The sequence below is a fragment of the Dactylosporangium sp. CA-152071 genome, from assembly GCF_050936335.1.
GTDB classification, from domain to species: Bacteria; Actinomycetota; Actinomycetes; order Mycobacteriales; family Micromonosporaceae; genus Dactylosporangium; species Dactylosporangium maewongense.
This window is the reverse complement of the sequence record NZ_JBNJMZ010000001.1, coordinates 803022-822581: the sequence shown is the minus strand read 5'-3', so window position 1 is coordinate 822581 and position 19560 is coordinate 803022. Positions and strand designations below refer to the sequence as shown.

Here is a 19560-nt window from a genome sequence, read left to right as displayed (position 1 = left end):
TCTTCGGCGAGCTGCCGGGCCTCGTCGCCGCCGGGGTGCTCGGCCCGGCTCAGGCGTACATCTCCTCGATGACGGTGGCGTGCTTGGAGGAGACGATGCGGCGGCGGAGTTTCAGGGACGGGGTGAGTTCGCCGGTCTCGGGGGTCCAGGAGGACGGCATGATGCGGAAGGTCTTGATCTGCTCGGGGCGGGACAGGCGCTCGTTGACCGAGGCGACCACCGCCGACACGGCCGCGTGGACGGCCGGGTCGGCGGCGAGCGCGGCGAGGTCGACGTCCGCGAGGCCCTGTGACGTGGCCCAGACGGGGGCGACCTCCTCGTCGAGGACGATGAGCGCGGTGATGTACGGGCGTCGGTCGCCGATCGTGACGGCCTGGCCGATCAGCGGGCTGACGCGCAGCAGGTTCTCGATCTGTGCGGGGGAGATGTTCTTCCCGCTGGACGTGATGATGAGCTCCTTCTTGCGGTCGGTGATGGTGAGGAACCCGTCCGCGTCGACGGCGCCGACGTCGCCGGTGGAGAGCCAGCCGTCGGTGTCCACGATGGACTGTGTGGAGCCGTCGGCGTCGAGGTACCCGAGGCAGACCAGCGGGCCGCGGACCTGGATCTCGCCGTCGTCGAGCAGGCGCACCTCCATGCCGGCGTTGGCCCGGCCGACGGTGCCGGGGCGGAAGGTCGTGGGGGTGTTGATGGTCGTGGTGCCGGTCGTCTCCGTCATGCCCCACACCTCGAGCACGTCGACGCCGAGGCCGGCCAGGAACACCAGCACGTCCACGGGGATCGGCGCGGCGCCGCTGCCGGCCCAGCGCATCTCGTCGAGGCCGAGCAGGGCGCGCATCGGTGCCAGTACCTTGGCATCCAAGGCGGCGAGCTGCGCTGCCTGGTCCTCGGCCAGGACCTTCCCGTCGGCCCGGGCGTGGAAGCTCTCCCGGGCCAGGCCGCTGGCGGTCTCGAACGCGGCCCGGACCGCCGGGTCGGCGGTGGCCAGCTGGGCCTGCACGCCGGCGGCCATCTTCTCCCAGACGCGGGGGACGCCGAAGAACGAGTGCGGCCGGACCGCGCGGAGCGCGGCGACGAGCTGCTTGCCGTCGGTGACGATCGTGGCGTGCCCGACGCGGTAGAGCAGGTTGTAGATGCCCAGGACGCGTTCGGCGATGTGCGCGAGCGGCAGGTACGCGAGGGTGCGCGGGTGGTCGGGCACCTCCACCGCCCCTTCCAGGACCCCGCACTGGTAGACGACGTTGCGGTGCGACAGCAGGACGCCCTTGGGGTCGCCGGTGGTGCCGGAGGTGTAGAGCAGCGTCACGGGCTGCTCGGTGCGCACCTGCCGCCACGCCTCCTCGAACACCGTCGGGTCGGCGGCGTGCAGCGCGGCCCCGTCGGAGGCCACTGTGGACAGTGCCGTCGTCCCCGCCTGTACTGCGTCCTCCTCGACGACGATGACGTGCTCGACGGCGGGGAGGTCGCCGAGGACGGCCTCCCAGCGTTGCAGCTCGGGCAGGCCGTTGACCACGAGGATCTTCGCGCCGCTGTGCTGGGCGATGTACCGCAGCTGCTCGGCGCTGAGGGTGGCGTAGGCGGTGCAGGGGACGGCGCCGAGATGCACGGCGGCCAGGTCGGCGACCCAGTGCTCGATGCGGCTCGGCAGGCTCATGATCATGCGGTCGCCGGGGGAGAGGCCGAGGGCGCTCAGCCCCCGGGCCACGGCGGCGACCCGGTCACGCAGCTCCAGCCAGGTGACGGAGTCATCGGTGTTGAAGGTGCTCAGCGCCACCAGGTCGGGGTGTTCGGTGGCGTTGCGGTGCAGTAGTGCGGGAATGCTCGTGCCGGCGGCGATGTCCGCGCAGCGCGTCGCGAGGTCCAGGTTGGCGGTCACGGACTCAGCCTCCTCGGCCGACGGATCAGCTCTGGAGGGACTGTAACTCCCGATTAACTTATTGGGAAGAGATCCGACGTCAGGCGCGTGGACCGTGATTCAGGCGTGCAAAGCCGCCAGTGTGAGACCGGCCGTCTGCGAGGAGTAGCCGGGGGTGCGGTCGAAGCCGCCCAGGCGGCCGATGTCGGTGACCACGTTGAGCGCCGCGTGCACGAGGACCCGCGCGTCGGCGACCGGCAGCTCCGGCCGGACCGCGCCGACGAGCCGCACCCACTCCTCGACGTGCAGGCGCTGCGCCCCGCGCAGCTGGTGCCGGTCGGCGTCGGGCAGGTTGTTGTTCTCGGCCAGGTAGACCGCGACCAGGTCGCTCTGCCCGAATGCGAAGTCGACATACGCCGCCACGACCCGCCGCAGCGCGTCGGCGGGGTCGCTCGCCTCCGCGATCGCCGTGCTCGTTGCGCCGGTGAGCCGGTCCGTGGCCCGGTAGTAGGCGGCCGCGAGCAGGTCGGCCTTGCTGGGGAAGTACCGGTAGACGCTGGACGCCTGCATGCCCGCCGCGCGGCCGATGTCCTCGACGGAGACGGCGTGGAAGCCGTGCCGGTGGAAGAGCCGGATCGCCTCGATGAGCAGCAGCTCGCGGCGCGACGCGGGCTTGATCACCGCGGGTGCGTCCACGCCGCCCGCCGGCAGCTGCGGCGGGTCGGCGCGCAGCAGGGTCCACGCGACCCGGGTCAGCAGCCGTGCGGTGTCGGTGCCGGTGGCCGCCACGCGGTGCGTGGTGACGCTGCCGAACGCGCTGAGCGCCGCGTTGACCAGCAGCTCCGCCTGGCCCGCGGCCAGCTCTGGCCGAGTGGCGCGCAGCGGCCCGGCGAGGCGGCCGACCAGCTCGGTGAGGCCCGCGCCGAACTCGCGGCGGTGCTCTCCGGTGAGGTACCGCCGCTCCCACTGGTACAGCCCGGCGGCGCGGCGCCTGGCCACGGCGATCCCGGCGACCGCGGCGAGCAGCTCGTCCAGGGTGCCCTTGGTGGTGGCGGCGAGCAGCGCGTTGACGACGTCCCGGGTGGCGTGCACGAGGATCGCGTACTTGTTCGGGAAGTGCCGGTAGACCGCGGGTCCGCTGATGCCGACGACCGCGGCGATCTCGTCGACGGACACCCCGTGGTAGCCCCGCTCGCAGAACAGCTCGGCGCCGGCCAGGGCGATGCGGTCCTTGCGGTCCTTCGGCCGCTTCGCCGGCGTGGCGGGCTCCGCGCTGTTCGCTGCTGTTCGCACACGGTACAGGTTAACGCCGCCACGACAACGCTTGACAACTGAGCGCACCGGCACAGAAAGTTAGGCGGGATTCGCATCCGGGAGCGTTTAGGCGAGGAGTGGTCATGGCATCCGAGGCGTACATCTACGACGCGCTGCGCACGCCGCGCGGCCGCGGCAAGCCCACCGGAGCGCTGCACTCGGTGAAGCCGGTGTCGCTCATCAGCGGCCTGATCGAGGAGGCGCTGCGCCGCGCGCCGGGCCTGGACCCGGCCCGCATCGACGACGTCGTGCTCGGCGTCGTGTCACCGCTCGGCGACCAGGGCGCCGACATCGCCAAGACCGCCGCCCTCACCGCCGGGCTGCCCGACACGGTCGCCGGCGTGCAGCTCAACCGGTTCTGCGCCTCCGGCCTCGAAGCCGTGAACGTCGCCGCGCAGAAGGTCCGCTCCGGCTGGGAGGACCTCGTCCTCGCCGGCGGGGTCGAGTCGATGTCGCGGGTGCCGATGGGCTCCGACGGCGGCGCGTGGGCCCTCGACCCGGAGACCAACTACGACACCGGCTTCGTGCCGCAGGGCATCGGCGCCGACCTGATCGCCACCCTCGACGGGTACAGCCGCGAGGACGTCGACCGCTACGCGCTGCAGTCGCAGACCAGGGCCGCGAAGGCCTGGGCCAACGGCTACTTCGCCCGGTCCGTCGTGCCGGTGCTGGACCGCAACGGCCTCGTCGTCCTCGACCGCGACGAGCACCTGCGAGCGTCCACACTGGAGGGTCTCGGGCAGCTGCCGGCGTCGTTCGCGATGATCGGTGAGATGGGCGGCTTCGACGCGGTGGCGTTGCAGCGGTACCACTGGGTCGAGCGGATCGAGCACGTGCACACCGCCGGCAACTCCTCCGGCATCGTCGACGGCGCGTCGCTCGTCGTCATCGGCAACGAGGCGGTCGGCGCCGCCGCCGGCCTGACGCCGCGCGCCCGCATCGTCGCCACCGCCGTCAGCGGCGCCGACCCGACCATCATGCTCACCGGCCCGGCACCCGCCGCCCGCAAGGCCCTCGCGAAGGCGGGCCTCGGCGTCGACGACCTGGATCTCGTCGAGATCAACGAGGCGTTCGCGGCCGTGGTACTGCGGTTCGTCGCCGACCTGGGACTCAGCATGGACATCGTCAACGTCAACGGGGGCGCCATCGCCATGGGTCACCCGCTCGGCGCGACCGGCGCCATGATCCTCGGCACCCTCACCGACGAGCTGGAGCGGCGCGGCGGCCGCTACGGCCTCGCCACGCTCTGCGTCGGCGGCGGCATGGGCATCGCAACCGTCATCGAACGCCTGTAGGGGGACACAGACATGGCTGACACCATCCGCTGGGAGCGCGGCGAGGACGGGATCGTCCTGCTGACCCTCGACCACCCGGGACGCTCCGCGAACGTGATGAACGACGAGTTCGGCGAGAGCCTCGTCGCCACCGTGGACCGGCTGGAACGGGAGCGCGACGACATCACCGGCGTCGTGCTGACCTCCGCCAAGCAGACGTTCTTCGCCGGCGGCGACCTCGAGTCGCTGGTGCGGGTCAACGACGCCGCGGCGCTCGACGCCGACACGCGCCGGCTCAAGCAGGCGCTGCGCCGCCTCGAGACGCTCGGCCGGCCCGTCGTCGCCGCGATCAACGGCTCCGCGCTCGGCGGCGGCCTGGAGATCGCGCTCGCCTGCCACCACCGCATCGTCGCCGACGACGCCCGCATCGAGATCGGCTTCCCCGAGGTGACGCTCGGGCTGCTGCCCGGCGCCGGCGGGGTCGTGCGCAGCGTCCGGCTCCTCGGCATCGCGGACGCGCTCACCAACTGGCTGGTCCGCGGCCAGCGGCACCGGCCTTCCGCCGCCCTCGAACACGGCCTGGTGCACGAGGTCGCGCCCCGCGACGAGCTGCTCTCCCGGGCCAAGGCGTGGATCGTCGCGAACCCCGGCGCGGTCCAGCCGTACGACGTGAAGGGCTACCGCATCCCCGGCGGCACACCGTCGACACCCGCGCTCGCGGCCCAGCTGCCGGCGTTTCCGGCGACCCTGCGCAAGCAGCTGAAAGGCGCGCCCTACCCGGCGCCGCGCAACATCCTCGCCGCCGCCGTCGAGGGCGCCCAGGTCGACCTGGAGACGGCGTTCACCATCGAGGGCCGGTACTTCATCGAGCTCGCCACCGGCCAGATCGCCAAGAACATGATCCAGGCGCTGTTCTTCGACGTGCAGGCCGCCAACGCGCGCGGCGCCGCGGCACAGAAGTTCGGCAGGGTCGCGGTCCTCGGTGCGGGGATGATGGGCGCGGCGATCGCGTACGTGTGCGCGAAGGCCGGCATGCAGGTACTGCTCAAGGACGTCACCGTCGAGGCCGCCACCCGCGGCAAGGAGTACTCGGCCCGGGTCCTGGCGAAGAAACCGTTCCTGCCCGCCGAGGAGATCCTGGGCCGGATCACGCCGACCGCGGACCCGGCGGACCTCGCCGGGTGCGACCTGGTCATCGAAGCCGTGTTCGAGGACCCGGGCCTGAAGCACAAGGTGTTCGCCGAGGTCCAGGACGTCGTCGCGCCGGACGCGCTGCTGTGCTCCAACACCTCGACGCTGCCGATCTCGCTGCTCGCCGAGGGGGTGACCCGCCGGGAGGACTTCGTCGGGCTGCACTTCTTCTCGCCCGTGGACAAGATGCCGCTCGTCGAGGTCATCCGCGGCAGCGCCACCTCCGCCGCCGCCGTCGACCGGGCGCTGGGGGTCGTCCGGCAGCTGAAGAAGACGCCGATCGTCGTCAACGACAGCCGCGGGTTCTTCACCAGCCGGGTCATCGGGACGTTCACCAACGAGGGCGTCTCGATGCTCGCCGAGGGCATCCCGGCCGCCACCATCGAGCAGGCCAGCTCGCAGGCCGGATACCCGGCGCCGGTCCTCGCGCTGATGGACGAGCTGACCCTCACCCTGCCCCAGAAGATCCGCCAGGAGACCGCGGCCGCGGTCGTCGCCGCCGGCGGCACCTGGACCCCGCACGCCGCCGACGCCGTCATCGACCACCTGATCGCCGCCGGCCGCCCCGGCCGCTCCGGCGGCGCCGGCTTCTACGACTACGCCGGCGGCAAGCGCACCGGCCTCTGGCCCGGGCTGCGGGACGCATTCGGCGGCACCAACCTCGACGTCCCCTTCGCCGACCTCATCGAGCGGATGCTGTTCGTCGAGACCCTGGAGACCATCCGCTGCCTCGAGGAGGGCGTCCTCACCTCCGCCGTCGACGCCAACGTCGGCTCCATCCTCGGCATCGGCTACCCGGCCTGGACCGGCGGTGTCCTGCAGTACGCCAACCAGTACCAGGGCGGCCTGCCCGGCTTCGTGGCCCGCGCGTCGGAACTCGCCGCCCGCTACGGCGCCCGCTTCGAGCCGCCCCAGCTCCTGCTCGACAAGGCCGCCCGCGGCGAACGCTTCGAGTGACCGCCGCGAGGGTGCGGGCGTCCAGGCCCGCACCCTCTGCCGCGCCGCCCCTTTCCGGTGAGTGATAGAACGGACGGTGACGCGGAGGAGGGCAGTTGGTGATCGACGTGCACCGTGGTGTCGGGCGGCTGAGCGACGAGGTCCGGCGTGCGCGGCCGAACACCCGCGCCTGAACTGCCCCCTGGACCGAGGTTCGCCCTGGTCATCGCCACCGCGACGTATGCCGATCCCGCGCTGAGCCAGCTGCGCGCGCCGGCCCACGACGCGGCCGGGCTCGCCGAGGTCCTCGCCGACCCCGCCATCGGCGCGTTCGCGGTGACGTCGCTCATCGACCGGACCGCGCACGACATCCGCGTCGAGGTGGAGGGCTTCCTCGCCGGCCGGGACCCCGACGACCTGCTCGTCGTGTACCTGTCCTGCCACGGCGTCCGGGACCGGCGCGGACGGCTGTACTTCGCGGCGACCGACTCCAGGACCACCCACCTCGGCTCCACCGGCGTCGAGTCGAGGTGGCTGCTCGAACAGCTCGACGAGTGCCGGGCCCGCCAGGTCGTCATCCTCGACTGCTGCTTCAGCGGCGCGTTCTCCGACGGGGCGAAGGGCGAGCCGGAGGTGAACCTCGAACGGCACCTCATCGGCAGCGGCGGCCGCGGCCGTGCGGTGCTCACCGCGTCCCGGGCCGGCGAGTACTCGTTCGAGGGCGAGGTGCTGCCGGGCGCGCTCGTCGCCGGGTCGGTGTTCACCACCGGCATGATCGAGGGCCTGCGGTCGGGCGACGCGGACACCGACCGGGACGGCTACATCTCCGTCGACGACGCCTACACCTACGCGTTCGACCACGTCCGCAGGCAGCGGGCGGCGCAGACACCGCAGCGGTGGATCTACGGCGGCGAGGGCAAGATCTGGCTCGCCCGCAGCCGCGCCGGCGCGGTGATCAATCCGGTGCCGCTCCCGGCCTCGCTGCGCACCGCCCTCGACAGCCCGCACCCCGAGGTCCGGCTCGGTGCCGTGACGACCCTCGGGCAGTGGCTCGGCGGCCAGCCGGGCCGCGCGGTGACCGCCAGGCGCGTACTGGAAGAGCTGGCCGGCCAGGAGATCCCGCCGGTCGTCGCGGCGGCGCGGGCACTGCTGTCGGCGCACCCGGCCGACGCCGGCCCCGACGAACCGCCGGCGCCGCAGGGCGGCATCCTCGACCTGCGCAGCGTGAACGCCGCCCGCGCCGAGGCGGAGCAGATCGTCGGCGCCGCCCAGCAGGAGTACGACGAGATCATCGCCGAGGCGAAGGCCCAGGTCGAGGCGGCCACCGTCGCCAGGGCGAAGGCGGAGCAGGACGCGGTCCTCGCCGTGCTCGCCGCGGAGCAGGCGGAGCAGCGGCTGCGGGCCGCCGAGCAGGCCGCCGAGGAGGCGAAGGCCGAGGCCGCCGCGATCGGGGCAGAGGTGGCACACCTGCGGGCGCTGCGCACGGCGGCCGAGCACGACGCGGCGAAGCGGCTGGAGGTGACGCAGCGGCGGCACCAGGAGCTGACCCACAGCCCGGTGGGCAACCGCGCCGCGGCAGGCCGGATCCTCGGCGACGACCTCGACGGCCCGCTCCCGTCCGTGCCCTTCCCGCGTCCCGCCTGGACGCCGGCCGGGCTGGACCTGCCGCCGCCGGGCCTCGCCGCCGACGGCCGCGGCGACGACCCTGCGGCGGTGGACGAGTACCTCAACCGCGCCTACACGGCCCTCGCCAACGGATCGGCGCGCATCCCCGACCCGCCGGAGTTCCCGTCGGTGCGGCGCGGATACCACCCCGGTGTCGTCGACGTCTACGTCCACCTGCTCCGCGCGACGGCCGCGCTGCGTGCCGCCGAGACGCAGGCCATGACGTCGGCGATGTTCGGCACCATGGTCCGCCGGACGCAGCGCCTGGGCGCCCGCCTGCGCGCCGCGGTGCACCAGCTGGCCGACCAGGAACAGGACCCGGACCGGTTGGCGGAGCTGCTGCACCTGGACCACCTCGCCGGCCGGATCCGCCGGTCGGACGAGATCCTGCTCGCCCTCGCCGGCGTGGACCCGGTCCGCCGCCGTCACGAACCGGCGCCCGTGGCGGACGTGCTGCGCAGCGCGCAGTCCGAGATCGAGTACTTCAGCCGCGTCCGCTACATCGCGGTCGACCGGACCCAGCGCATCGCCGCCTTCGCGGTCTTCGACGTGGTCCACCTGATCGCCGAGCTCCTCGACAACGCCACGATCTACTCACCGCCCAACTCGATGGTCGACGTGACCGCTCGCAAGGTCGGCGACCGCCTGCGCATCACCGTCGAGGACGACGGGATCGGGATCTCACCCGGCAATCTCGTCGAGCTCAACGACCAGCTCGCCCGCCCCGGCACACCCAACGACTTGAGGGTCGGGCTCTACGCGGTGAGCTGCCTGGCGGCCCGGCACGGCATCGCGGTCCAGCTGTCACCCGCCCCCGGCGGCGGCGTCGTGGCGGAGGTGCGACTCCCGGCGCGGCTGCTGGTCTGACCCGTCCGCCGGTGCGCTGCACGTCAGGACGGGTCGTGTCCCAGCGTGATACGGACGTAGGTGTACTCGTCGAGGAGCTTGGCGAGCGAGACCGACGGGCGGCCGAGGAACGTGGGAAGCGACGCGTCGTCGGCGCCGGTCGCGGCGACCAGCGCCGCCGCCCAGGCGCGGCCCAGGGTCAGGTGGCGGGTGAAGGCCGCGCCGTCGCGGGCGCCGTGCAGCGTGACCGCGATCGCTGCGTCCCAGGGCATCACGGTGTCGGGGCGCAGCGCGTACAGGGCCTTGGCGGCGGCGGTCGGGCCGAGCGTGCGGCGGGGACCGGCCGGCACGGCGGACAGGGTGGCGTACGCCGTGCCGAGCGCGGTCAGGTCGGCGTCCGAGGCCAGGCGCAGCGGGCCGGCCGGCAGGGTCACGCCGGACGCGGCCCACCAGCCGGCGATCCCGGCGTCGAACAGATCCGGCTCGCCGTCGCGCGGGTACCGGATGCGGCACCCCCACGAGTTGAGCCAGCGGTGCAGCAGCCGCCGGTGCTCGGGCCGCGACAGGTCAGGGCCCGGCGCGGTCCGCGCGACGAAGTCGAGCCAGGTCCGGTCGGCGTTGGCGTACCCGTTGAAGACCGCGACGGAGTGGGCGAGCCGCTCCACGGTCGGGGTCGGCAGCGTCACGCCGCCGATCCTAGTTGCGGAGCGTCGCGGCGAGGCGGCGGGCGTTCATGTGGGCGATCGCCTCGACGGAGATCATCGGGTTGACGCCGGACGACGTCGGGAAGCAGGACGCGTCGGCCACGACGAGGTTCGGGACCTCCCACGTCGCGCCGTCGGGGTCCGTGGCCGACGTGGCCCTGGAGCCGCCCATGCGGGCCGCGCCCATGATGTGCAGCGCCGCCATCGACAGCTCGCCGGGCGCGGTGCCGAGGCCGCCGGTGTACGCGATGAAGTCGTCGATTGAGCCCTTGCCGCGCTCCCACGTCAGGCCGCGCTGGTGGCCGGAGAAGACGGTCAGCGCGCCGGCGGCCTCCACGATGCGGGCCGCGCCGGCGATCCCGGCCCGCATGTGGGCGGCGTCGTACGCGGAGAGCCGGTAATGCACGACGGGCTCGCCGTCGCGGTCGACGGTGACGTGGCCGGCGTCGCGGTCGCGGGTGATGACGCCGACGCCGCTGAGGTGCGGCAGGGCGCGCATCTGGGCGAGGTGCGACCGCGCGCCGCGCCAGCTCATGAACGACACGGCGATCGCCGGGTTGGTGGCGGCCGTCTCGTAGATGACGCCGTGGCCGAGGCCGTCGAGGTCGGCGTGCTCGGTGGAGTACCGCGTCTGCATCCCGCCCTCCCACGGGCGGACCTCCTCGGCGAAGGTGCCCCAGACCCCGGTGGCCGGGTGCAGGTGCAGGTGCCGGCCGATGTTGGGGTTGGTGAGCCCCGAGCGGCGCAGCAGCGCCGGCGTCTGGATGCTGCCCGCGGCGGCGACGACCGCCCGGGCGCGCACGGTGACCGGGAAACCGTCGGCGGTGCGCCCGGTGACGCCGGTGGCGGCGCCGGCCGCGACGGTGACGGTCCGCACGTCGACGCCGACGAGCAGCCGCGCGCCGGACCGCTGCGCGTCGACGAGCCAGGTCTTCGCCACGGACTGCTTTGCGCCGATGCGGCAGCCGAGGCCGCACCGGCCGCACTCGATGCCGGTGTCGCAGCCGATGACGTTGCGCGGCATCTCCGCGACGTGCCAGCCGAGCTTGGTGAGCCCGGCCTGCATGAGGGCGTCGCGGGAGGAGATCGCGCCATGGTCGAGGTTCACGCCGAGGCGGGTCCACACCGCGTCGAGCGAGGCGTCGTACTCGTCGGTGGCGAACTGCGGCACGCCGTGCGACGCCCACTCGTCGCGTACACCGGCCGGGGTGCGGAACGATGTGGAGTAGTTGACGACGGTGCCGCCGCCGACGCCCTGGCCCTGCAGCAGGCTCAGCTGCCCCTCGGCGGTCGCGGCCGGGCCGGGCGCGTAGAGCCGGGACAGGCCGGACAGCTCGCCGCCGTCGAAGTCCCGGTCGTCGTGGTAGGCGCCCTTCTCCACGACGACGACGTCGAGCCCGGCGGCGGCGAGGACGGCGGCCGCGGTCCCGCCGCCCGCCCCGGATCCGACGACCACCACGTCGCAGTCCAGGACGGTCGGTCCGGCCGGACGGATCGGCCGCAGCGGTGGTTCCGCGGCGTCGGCTCGTGTACCGAGGGGGCCCGGATAACCGATCGCGTCCCACAGCGGCGAGTGCCCGGTCGGGCCGGGCGCCAGGTAGTAGGAGAGTGTCGCGGCGCCCTTGAGCGCCTGGAACAGCGCCCGCTTGCGGGCGTTGCCGGACCCGGCGAGCCCGAGCAGGATCGCCTCCCGCCGGGCCTGCGGCTGCCGGGAGAACGAGCGCAGCCCGCCGCCCCGCAGCGGCGCCGCCAGCGGCGAGTCCCACAGCGTCAGCAGCTGCAGGAACTGCCGGGTCTCGGCGGCGCGCGGGTTGCCCAGCACGAGACCGGCCATGATGTCGACGGCGCCGATCTCGCGCGCCGACGGGATGCCGTCGCCGTCGCCGGGCGCGAAGGTGTCGCAGATGCTCGCGAGCGCGGCGCGCTGCCGGGCGGTGAGTTCCATCAGGACTTCCCGATCGTAGAAGGTGACGCGCCGAAGTACGCCTCGGCGACGGTGTGCCGCTGCGCGCGCAGCCGGCGGGCGGATCCGGCGAGGACGGCGCGGCCGTGGTGGAGCACGACGGCCCGGTCGGCGACGGTCAGGGCGAGGTCGATGTGCTGCTCGACGAGCACGACGGCGACGCCGAGCCGGTCGGCGAGCGCGCGGACGGTCGGCAGGATCGCCTGCACCGCGATGGGGGACAGGCCCATGCTGAGCTCGTCGATGAGCAGGATCCGCGGCATGCTGACGAGGGCCTTGGCGATGGCGAGCGTCTGCTGCTCGCCGCCGGACAGCAGCCCGCACCGGCGGGACAGCAGCGGCTCCAGGGTGGGGAACAGCTCCAGCACCCGGCCGAGGTCGGCCCGCCGGGCGAGGGTCAGGTTCTCCCGGACGGTCAGGCCGTGGAACACGCCGCGGGTGTCGGGGACGAGGACGAGACCGGCGCGGGCGTTGCGTTCGACGCGCCGGTGCAGCGGCTTCCCGTACGCGGTGACGGTGCCCGCGGTCGGGGCGATGACGCCGGCGGCGGTGAGCAGCGTCGTGGTCTTGCCGGCGCCGTTGGGGCCGAGCAGCGCGACGACCTCGCCCTCGCCGACCTCGAGGTCGAGGTCCCGCACGGCGGGGACGCCCGCGTACCCGGCGGTGACGCCCGCCAGCTTCAGGACGGCGGTCATGAGGGCACCTCCTGAGGGGCGCCGGCGTCGGCCTCTGACGGGGCGCCGGCTTCGGCCGGGGCGCCGAGGTACGCGGTCCGCACGGCCGGGTCGGCGCGGACCTCGTGGGGCGTGCCGGCGGCGATGACGGCGCCGTAGTCCAGGACGTACACGCGGTCGCAGACGTCGAAGACGAGGTTCATGTCGTGGTCGATGAGCAGCACGCCGAGGCCCGCCGCCGCGATCGCCCGCACGTGCCCGCCGAACTCGGCGCTCTCGTCGGTGTCGAGCCCGGCGGCCGGCTCGTCGAGCAGGACCGCGCGGGTCCCGCCGGCGAGGGCGCGGGCCACCCCGACGATCTTCTGCCGGCCCAGGCTCAGCTCGCCGGGGCGCCGGTCCGCCACGAACTGCAGGCCGAACATCTCCAGCGCCGCGTCCACGCCGCCGGCACGGGCGGCCCGCCCGGTCAGGTCGCTCCACAGGTTGCGCAGCGGGCCCCGGGCGGCGGCGACGGCGACGTTCTGCCGGACGGTCAGGTCGCCGAAGAGCTCGCCCGCCTGCCAGGTGCGGGCCAGCCCGGCGCGGCGGCGGGCGTGCGGCGGGAGCCCGTCGAGGCGCCGCCCGTCGAGGGTGACGGTGCCGCGGGCGGCGGTGAAGCCGGTGACGGCGTCGACGAACGTGGTCTTGCCGGCGCCGTTCGGCCCGATCAGCCCGACCACCTCGCCGGCGCCGACGTGCAGGGTGACGTCGGTGTTGGCGAGGACGCCGCCGTACCGCACCGTGAGTCCGGTGGCTTCCAGGAGCGTCATGCCGCGACCTTCCGGCGGTGGAGGCTGCCGGCGATGCCGGAGGGGTTGAGCACCGCGGTGACGACGAGCGCGCACGCGGCGATGAGCGTGTAGTACCGGCCGAGGCCGAACGTCGTGTTGAGCAGCGTGTACAGCACCCCGAGCGGCGCGACGAGTCCGGCGATGACGGCGCCGCCGATCCGGGTGATGCCGCCGACGTAGGTCATGCACAGCACGCCGAGGCCGACGATGACGTTGAACGACTCCGCGGACAGCTGCGAGCGGCTGTACCCGATGAGGCAGCCGCCGACCCCGGCGAGGAACGCGGCGACGGCGAACCCGGCGAGCTTCGTGCGGGCCACGTCGATGCCGGCCGCGGCCGCCGCGCGCTCGTTGGCGCGCACCGCGAGGAACGCCTGCCCGGTCGTGCCGGCGAGCAGCCGCGCGACGGCGGCGGCGAGCACCCCGACCACGACGACGACCGTGCCGGCGAACGCGGTCGTCGTCAGGTCGGTGCCGCGCCGCACCTCGAGGTTCCAGCCGAGGAGGGTCGGCCCGTCGATGAGGTTGCCCTCGAACGGGGTCAGCGCCGGGTTGGCGAACACGAGCTGCTGGATGGCGATCGCGCCGGCGAGCGTGACCACCGCCAGCTGAGCGCCGCGGATCCGCAGCGCCGGCAGGCCGACGGCGACACCGACGAGCGTGGCGACGCCCGCCGACACGAGGATGGTGAGCGGGAAGGGCAGCCCCCAGGCGACGGTGGCCCTGGAGAGCACGAAGCCGCCGGTGCCGGCGAAGGCCATGGAGGCGAGGGAGATCTGCCCCAGGTAGCCGGTGAGCACGACCAGGGACAGGGCGATCAGCGCCATGATGATCGAGGTGACGACCCCGAAGCGCCAGCTGCCGGACGTGAGGGCGATCGCGGCGGCGGCCGCGCCCGTGAGCAGCAGGCCCGCCCGCAGCCGGCGCCGGGGCAACGCCACCGCCGGCATCCGGTCCGCGCCGGGCGCGCCGCGGGCGGGGATGCCCCGGCCGAGCACGACGAGCGCGACGACGACGAGCACGAACGGCACCGCGTCGCCGAGCCCGGCCTGCGCCCAGGCGGGCCAGCCGTCGACGGTGCTCGCCAGCAGCAGCAGCGACTGGAAGCAGCCGATGCCGATGCCGGCGAGCCCCGCGGTCATGACCGACGTGAGCCGGGCCAGCAGCGCCGCGGCGAGCCCGGGCAGGACGTAGAACATGTACCCGATCGGGTCGAGCCCGACGGTCGGCGCGGCGAGGACCGCGACCAGCGCCGTCGCGGCGCCGGTGCACAGCCACGCGACGGCGGCGAGCCGGTCCGGCGAGAGGCCGGTGAGCCGGGCGGCCCGCTCGTCCTCGGCGCAGGCCCGGGTCGCGACGCCCCAACGGGTCCGCCGGAAGTACACCGAGAACGCCACGGTCGCGGTCAACGCCACCGCGAGGAGGATCAGGTCGCTCACGTTGAGCCGCGTCCCGGCGACCCCGAGCGTCCGGTCGGTGAGCAGCGGCGCCGCGAGCGCACCGTCGGTCCGGAACCGTAGCGGCACCAGCGAGCCGATCGCGAGCATCAGCCCGACCGACGCCACCACCTGCGACAGCGGCGGCGCGCCGCGCAGCGGCCGGAACACCAGCCAGTGCGCGGCGAACGCCAGCGCCGCCGTGCTCAGCACCCCGAGCGCCACCGCCGTCCACGCTTCTCTTGCTGCGGTGCCCAACGGCACTGACCCGACCGGCAGGACCAGGGTGCCGCTGCGGCGCAGCTCGGCGACGACCCAGACGCCCCACAGCGCGAGCGATCCCTGCGCGAAGTTGAGGACCCCGGTGGCGACGTGCAGCGCCACGATGGACGTGGCGATGACGGCGTACACGGCGCCGGCGGCGAAGCCGAGCGTGAGGAAGAGCAGGACCTGATCCATAGTGCTGTTACACCGCGCCCGGGATCGCGGCGAGGACCTGCGGGACCGGCGTGATCCAGGTGTCCGTGACGGGCTTCGCCGAGCCGTCGGGCTGCACGACGTACAGCAGGATCTGCGTGGTGCAGTTCGGTGAGGTGGCGCTGCCGCAGTTGAGTCGCGGGCCGAGGAAGCTCGGGAAGTCCTTGAGGCCCTTGAGCGTCTTGAGCACGCCGGGGCCGGTCAGGTCGGTCTCGGCGGCGCCGGACATCGCCTTGGCGAAGTTCACCAGCAGCGCGAACTCGCCGACGGCGTAGTAGCCGCCGGTGCCGCCCTCGACGCCGTCGATGTACTTCGTGGCGAGGGACAGCTCCCGTTGCAGCTCGGCGGGCACGTACTTCGCCGCGACGGGCAGCCAGTTGGAGGAGTACAGCGCCCCGCCGGCGGCCTGCGCGGGGCCGGCCTTGATGTAGTCGGTGCAGGCGGCGGTGAAGATGTCGCCCTTGTACTGCAGCTGCCGCAGCGCCTTCACCAGCGCCGTGCACACGGCCTCGCTGGGGGAGGCGACGAGGCCGCCGACGTCGGGCTTGTCCTGGGCGATGGTGGAGGCGACGGCGGTGAAGTTGGGGTTGGTGGGGGAGAAGTAGATGCCCTTGGCGTTGATGCCGAGGGTCTTCGCCAGCACCGGCAGCAGGTTGTCGATGGTCTGGTGCGACGACGGGGTGTCGACGAGCGCGAGGGTGACCGACGTCTTCCCGGCGGTCTTGAACGCCTGCAGGGCGCCGACGAGGAACGACGCCTGCGGGGCGGCGAAGAACACCCGGTTCTCGGCCTTGGCGCCGGTGACGGAGTCGAACGGGATCATGCCGACGAGCGGGATCTGCGCGGCGGTCAGCGCGGGCAGGGTGGCGCTGGAGGACAGGTTGTAGCCGTCCATGACGGCGACGACCTTCTTCTCCACGAACGTGTTGGCGCACGACTGCGCCTTCTCCGGGGTGGTGTCGGTGTCGCAGTACACGACCTCGAGCGGGTGGCCGTTGATGCCGCCGAGCTCGGTGTTGATGTACTTGAGGGCGGCCTTGACGCCGGTGTCGGTGCCGGGCTGCGGGACCGGCCCGCCGTTCGGGTTGAGGAAGCCGACGGTGATCGGCGGCTTCGAGAAGCTGGGTGTGGCGCGCTGCGGTTCGGCGGTGTCCTCGGCGCAGGCGGTGGCGGTGACCATGACGAGGGCGGCGGCGGTAAGGGCTTTGATTCGGAGCATGGGAACTCCACTTCGATCACATGGTTGCCTCGAGGGGGCGGGCGGGGCCCGTGGGGCGTCGCGGCGCGCTTTCCCGGCGACGCCCGTGGGGCGCCGCCAGCAGTGCTGGCGACGCCCGTGGATCGCGTAGGAGGCACTGTAAGTCAGCGTTAACTTCTTGGGAAGTGTCCGCGCGGTCCTACTGTGAATCGCGGCTTACTTCATGCAGTCCGTAGGTCTTGGCGATGATGTCGCGCTGGATCTCGCTGGTGCCGCCGTACACCGTGGAGACGATCGACGAGCGGACCAGGCGCTCCATGTCGAACTCGGTGGCGTAGCCGTAGCCGCCCATCATCTGCATCGCGTCGAGCGTCACCCGGCGGGCGGTCTCGGTCGCCTTCAGCTTCGCCATCGAGGTCTCCCGCGGCAGCACCGTGTTGGGTGCGCGGTCGACCTGCGCGGCCGTCGCGTACACGAGCAGCCGGGCGCACTCGATCTCGGTGGCGAGGTCGGCGAGGCGGTGCCGCAGCACCTGGAACGAGCCGATCGGCCGGCCGAACTGGCGCCTCCCCTTCACGTAGTCCACGACGTCGTCGAACGCGCGCTGCGCGGTGCCGAGCATGAGGCTGGCGAGGATCAGCCGCTCCAAGTTGAGCCCCGCCATGAGCTGCCGCCAGCCGGCGTCGAGCGTGCCGACGACGGCGTCGGCGGGCAGCGCGCAGTCGGTGAAGTACAGGTCGTTGACCTCCCGGCCGCCCATCGTGTCGATGCCGGAGACGGTCAGCCCGGCGGCCGTCGTGGGGACCTGGAACATGGTGAGTCCACTGTGGTCACCGGCGCGGCCGCTGGTCCGCGCGACGAGCAGGATGCGCTCGGCGAGGTGCGCGTTGGAGCACCACGTCTTCTGCCCGTTGACCACCCACTCGTCGCCGCGGCGCTCGGCGCGGCAGCTGAGGTTCGCCACGTCCGAGCCGGCCTCGGGCTCCGACATGGCGATCGCCTCGATGGCGCCGCGGGCGACCCCGCCGAGGACGACCTTCTTCTGCTCGGGCGAGCCGAAGCGCTCGTACGCGGCGGCGACGATGATCGAGGTGGTGAAGCCGCCGATCGGGGCCATCGCCTTCGCGGTCGTCTCCAGGAACAGGCACAGGTCGACCATGCCGGCGCCACCGCCGCCGAACTCCTCCGGCAGCGCCATGCCGAGCCAGCCGAGGTCGGCCATCTTGCGGTAGAGCTCGGGGCTGTGGTTCTCCCTGCCACCGTCGGTCAGCGCCAGGCGCTGCTCCCGGCTGCCGGCCTCCCGGCGGCAGAAGTCCTGCACCGCGGCCACCAGGGATCGTTGTTCGTCGTTGTATTCCACAGCTGGTTCCTCCATGGATGCCGTTGTGAACGCGGGGATTGACACCGAGGCTAAACTATCGAATATCAAATGTCAGGGAGGTCTCGATGACGTCGACCGTCGCGCATGAGGTGGCTGTTGAGGCGGCGGTGGAGCGCGCCCGCGCCGCCGCCGGCTGGTGGGCGGGCCTCACCGCCCGGCAGCGGCGGCACCATCTGCTGGCGTTCAAGGCGTCGATCGCCCGGCGGGTCACCGAGCTCGCTTCGCTGATCCGCGAGGAGACCGGCAAGCCTCTCGCGGGGGCGCTGCTGGAGGTGATGCTCACCGTCGAGCACCTCGACTGGGCCGCCCGCCACGCCGGCCGCGTGCTCAGGCGCCGCTCCGTGTCCTCGGGCATGCTCGCCTTCAACCAGGCCAGCACCGTCGAGTACGTGCCGTTCGGGGTGGTCGGCGTGATCGGCCCGTGGAACTACCCCTTCTACACCCCGATGGGCTCCATCTCCCACGCGCTCGCCGCCGGCAACGCGGTCGTGTTCAAGCCCAGCGAGTTCACGCCCGGCGTCGGGTCGTGGCTGGCCGCGCGCTGGCTCGAACTGCTGCCGGAGCACCCTGTCCTGCAGGTGGTCACCGGCGACGGCGCGACCGGCGCCGCGCTGTGCCGGGCGGGCGTGGACAAGATCGCATTCACCGGCTCCGCCGCCACGGCCCGTCGCGTCATGGCGGCCTGCGCGGAGCGGCTCACCCCGGTCGTCATCGAGGGCGGCGGCAAGGACGCGCTCATCGTCACCGCCGACGCGGACCTGCCGGCCGCGGCGAGCGCCGCGGTGTTCGGCGGCCTCGGCAACGCGGGCCAGACCTGCGCCGGCGTCGAGCGCATCTACGTCGTCGACGCCGTCCACGACGCGTTCCTGGCCGAACTGACCCCGCTGCTGCGCGAGGTGCGGCCGGGCGCCGAGGCCGACGCGCCGTACGGCCCGATGACCACGCCCACGCAGCCGGAGATCGTCCGTCGGCACATCACCGACGCGATCGACCGCGGCGGCCGGGCCGTCGTCGGCGACGCGGCCTCGGTGCGCCCGCCGTTCGTCGACCCGGTCCTGCTCGCCGACGTCCCCGAGGACAGCGCGGCCGTCACCGAGGAGACGTTCGGGCCGGTGCTGATCGTCAACCGGGTCGCCGACGCCGACGAGGCGCTGCGCCGCGCGAACGCCACCGCCTACGGGCTGGCCGGCTCCATCTTCACCCGCCGCCGCGCGACCGGCCGGGCGCTCGCCGCGGGCCTGCGGGCGGGCGCGGTCTCGGTCAACTCGGTCCTCGGCTACGCCGCCGTGCCCGCGCTGCCCTTCGGCGGCGTCGGCGACTCAGGCTTCGGCCGGGTCCACGGCGCCGACGGGCTGCGCGAGTTCAGCCGGGCCAAGTCCGTGACGTGGCAGCGCTTCCGGCCGCCGATCGACCTGCTGACCCTGCAGCCCGCCGAGAAGGCGATGCGCACGTCGCTGGCCATGTTCAAGCTGCGCCACGGGCGCGGGTGAGGTCGGCCGTTGCGAAGCCGAAGCCAGTCCAGCGGCCGGGCAGGCCGGTCGGCCAGCAGCCGGTCCGGCGGGCCGCCGCCCCAAAGCCTGTCCACCAGATCGTTCAGCTCCACCAGATCGTTCAGCAGCCGGTCCGGCGGGCCGCCCCAAAGCCCGTCCGCTAGGTCGTCCGGCAGCCGGTCCGGTAGCCCGTCCAGCAGCGCGGCCCCGCCCGAACTCCTCGAGGCGTCGCGGTCGCCGTTCGCCGGCGGCACGCCGGACGTCGAGCGGGTCGGTGCGGCGCTGCGCCGGGCGGGCGGGTCGTCCAAAAGCCAGTCCGGCAGGTC

General features: G+C 73.5%; 13 protein-coding genes. 4 read left to right on the top strand and 9 right to left on the bottom strand.

Annotation, left to right across the window (positions count from 1 at the left end; genetic code table 11):
• Positions 1-49: 49 nt before the first annotated feature.
• The gene (locus tag ACQEVZ_RS03140) at positions 50-1876 is read right to left on the bottom strand and encodes an AMP-dependent synthetase/ligase (protein WP_433361001.1); all 1827 of its coding nucleotides are present in this window, start codon (positions 1874-1876) and stop codon (positions 50-52) included.
• 99 nt (positions 1877-1975) lie between these two features.
• The gene (locus tag ACQEVZ_RS03135) at positions 1976-3148 is read right to left on the bottom strand and encodes a TetR/AcrR family transcriptional regulator (RefSeq protein WP_433360998.1); all 1173 of its coding nucleotides are present in this window, start codon (positions 3146-3148) and stop codon (positions 1976-1978) included.
• 104 nt (positions 3149-3252) lie between these two features.
• Here ACQEVZ_RS03135 and ACQEVZ_RS03130 point away from each other — a divergent pair, with 104 nt between their 5' ends.
• The 3 genes from ACQEVZ_RS03130 to ACQEVZ_RS03120 all read left to right on the top strand — a co-directional run bounded on the left by ACQEVZ_RS03130 (position 3253) and on the right by ACQEVZ_RS03120 (position 9102).
• A complete protein-coding gene (locus tag ACQEVZ_RS03130; RefSeq protein WP_433360995.1) occupies positions 3253-4464 on the top strand; it encodes an acetyl-CoA C-acetyltransferase in 1212 nt (403 codons plus the stop codon).
• Positions 4465-4476: 12 nt separating this feature from the next.
• On the top strand, positions 4477-6591 hold the full coding sequence (locus ACQEVZ_RS03125) for a 3-hydroxyacyl-CoA dehydrogenase NAD-binding domain-containing protein (protein ID WP_433360992.1): 2115 nt from the start codon (positions 4477-4479) through the stop codon (positions 6589-6591).
• Positions 6592-6738: 147 nt separating this feature from the next.
• The gene (locus ACQEVZ_RS03120; protein WP_433360989.1) at positions 6739-9102 is read left to right on the top strand and encodes a caspase, EACC1-associated type; all 2364 of its coding nucleotides are present in this window, start codon (positions 6739-6741) and stop codon (positions 9100-9102) included.
• A gap of 23 nt (positions 9103-9125) precedes the next feature.
• On the opposite strand, the gene ACQEVZ_RS03115 is transcribed toward ACQEVZ_RS03120, so the two are convergent.
• From ACQEVZ_RS03115 to ACQEVZ_RS03085, 7 genes are all read right to left on the bottom strand, one after another.
• Positions 9126-9767, bottom strand: coding sequence for a hypothetical protein (locus ACQEVZ_RS03115; protein ID WP_433360986.1), 642 nt, complete (start codon positions 9765-9767; stop codon positions 9126-9128).
• Between the two features lie 10 nt (positions 9768-9777).
• Positions 9778-11730 (bottom strand): GMC family oxidoreductase, encoded by a 1953-nt coding sequence (locus tag ACQEVZ_RS03110; protein WP_433360983.1) that lies wholly within the window; start codon positions 11728-11730, stop codon positions 9778-9780.
• Positions 11730-12443, bottom strand: a complete 714-nt coding sequence (locus ACQEVZ_RS03105; RefSeq protein ID WP_433360980.1) for an ABC transporter ATP-binding protein — start codon at positions 12441-12443, stop codon at positions 11730-11732. The genes ACQEVZ_RS03110 and ACQEVZ_RS03105 overlap by 1 nt, the downstream gene beginning before the upstream one ends.
• Complete coding sequence (locus tag ACQEVZ_RS03100; protein ID WP_433360977.1) at positions 12440-13231, bottom strand: ABC transporter ATP-binding protein; 792 nt, start codon at positions 13229-13231, stop codon at positions 12440-12442. Before ACQEVZ_RS03100 ends, ACQEVZ_RS03105 begins: the two co-directional genes overlap by 4 nt.
• A complete protein-coding gene (locus ACQEVZ_RS03095) occupies positions 13228-15147 on the bottom strand; it encodes an ABC transporter permease (RefSeq protein WP_433360974.1) in 1920 nt (639 codons plus the stop codon). Before ACQEVZ_RS03095 ends, ACQEVZ_RS03100 begins: the two co-directional genes overlap by 4 nt.
• A gap of 7 nt (positions 15148-15154) precedes the next feature.
• Complete coding sequence (locus tag ACQEVZ_RS03090) at positions 15155-16384, bottom strand: ABC transporter substrate-binding protein (RefSeq protein ID WP_433360970.1); 1230 nt, start codon at positions 16382-16384, stop codon at positions 15155-15157.
• 178 nt (positions 16385-16562) lie between these two features.
• Positions 16563-17738 carry an acyl-CoA dehydrogenase family protein gene (locus ACQEVZ_RS03085; protein WP_433360967.1) on the bottom strand — a complete coding sequence of 392 codons (1176 nt, stop codon included), beginning with the start codon at positions 17736-17738 and terminating at the stop codon, positions 16563-16565.
• Between the two features lie 71 nt (positions 17739-17809).
• Here ACQEVZ_RS03085 and ACQEVZ_RS03080 point away from each other — a divergent pair, with 71 nt between their 5' ends.
• On the top strand, positions 17810-19234 hold the full coding sequence (locus ACQEVZ_RS03080) for an aldehyde dehydrogenase family protein (protein ID WP_433360964.1): 1425 nt from the start codon (positions 17810-17812) through the stop codon (positions 19232-19234).
• Positions 19235-19560: the final 326 nt, after the last annotated feature.

Coding starts and splice junctions, on each gene's coding strand:
- ACQEVZ_RS03085 (WP_433360967.1), bottom strand. CDS start 17,738: ATGGAGGAACCAGCTGTGGAATACAACGACGAACAACGATCCCTGGTG.
- ACQEVZ_RS03090 (WP_433360970.1), bottom strand. CDS start 16,384: ATGCTCCGAATCAAAGCCCTTACCGCCGCCGCCCTCGTCATGGTCACC.
- ACQEVZ_RS03105 (WP_433360980.1), bottom strand. CDS start 12,443: ATGACCGCCGTCCTGAAGCTGGCGGGCGTCACCGCCGGGTACGCGGGC.
- ACQEVZ_RS03095 (WP_433360974.1), bottom strand. CDS start 15,147: ATGGATCAGGTCCTGCTCTTCCTCACGCTCGGCTTCGCCGCCGGCGCC.
- ACQEVZ_RS03100 (WP_433360977.1), bottom strand. CDS start 13,231: ATGACGCTCCTGGAAGCCACCGGACTCACGGTGCGGTACGGCGGCGTC.
- ACQEVZ_RS03125 (WP_433360992.1), top strand. CDS start 4,477: ATGGCTGACACCATCCGCTGGGAGCGCGGCGAGGACGGGATCGTCCTG.
- ACQEVZ_RS03080 (WP_433360964.1), top strand. CDS start 17,810: ATGACGTCGACCGTCGCGCATGAGGTGGCTGTTGAGGCGGCGGTGGAG.
- ACQEVZ_RS03130 (WP_433360995.1), top strand. CDS start 3,253: ATGGCATCCGAGGCGTACATCTACGACGCGCTGCGCACGCCGCGCGGC.
- ACQEVZ_RS03110 (WP_433360983.1), bottom strand. CDS start 11,730: ATGGAACTCACCGCCCGGCAGCGCGCCGCGCTCGCGAGCATCTGCGAC.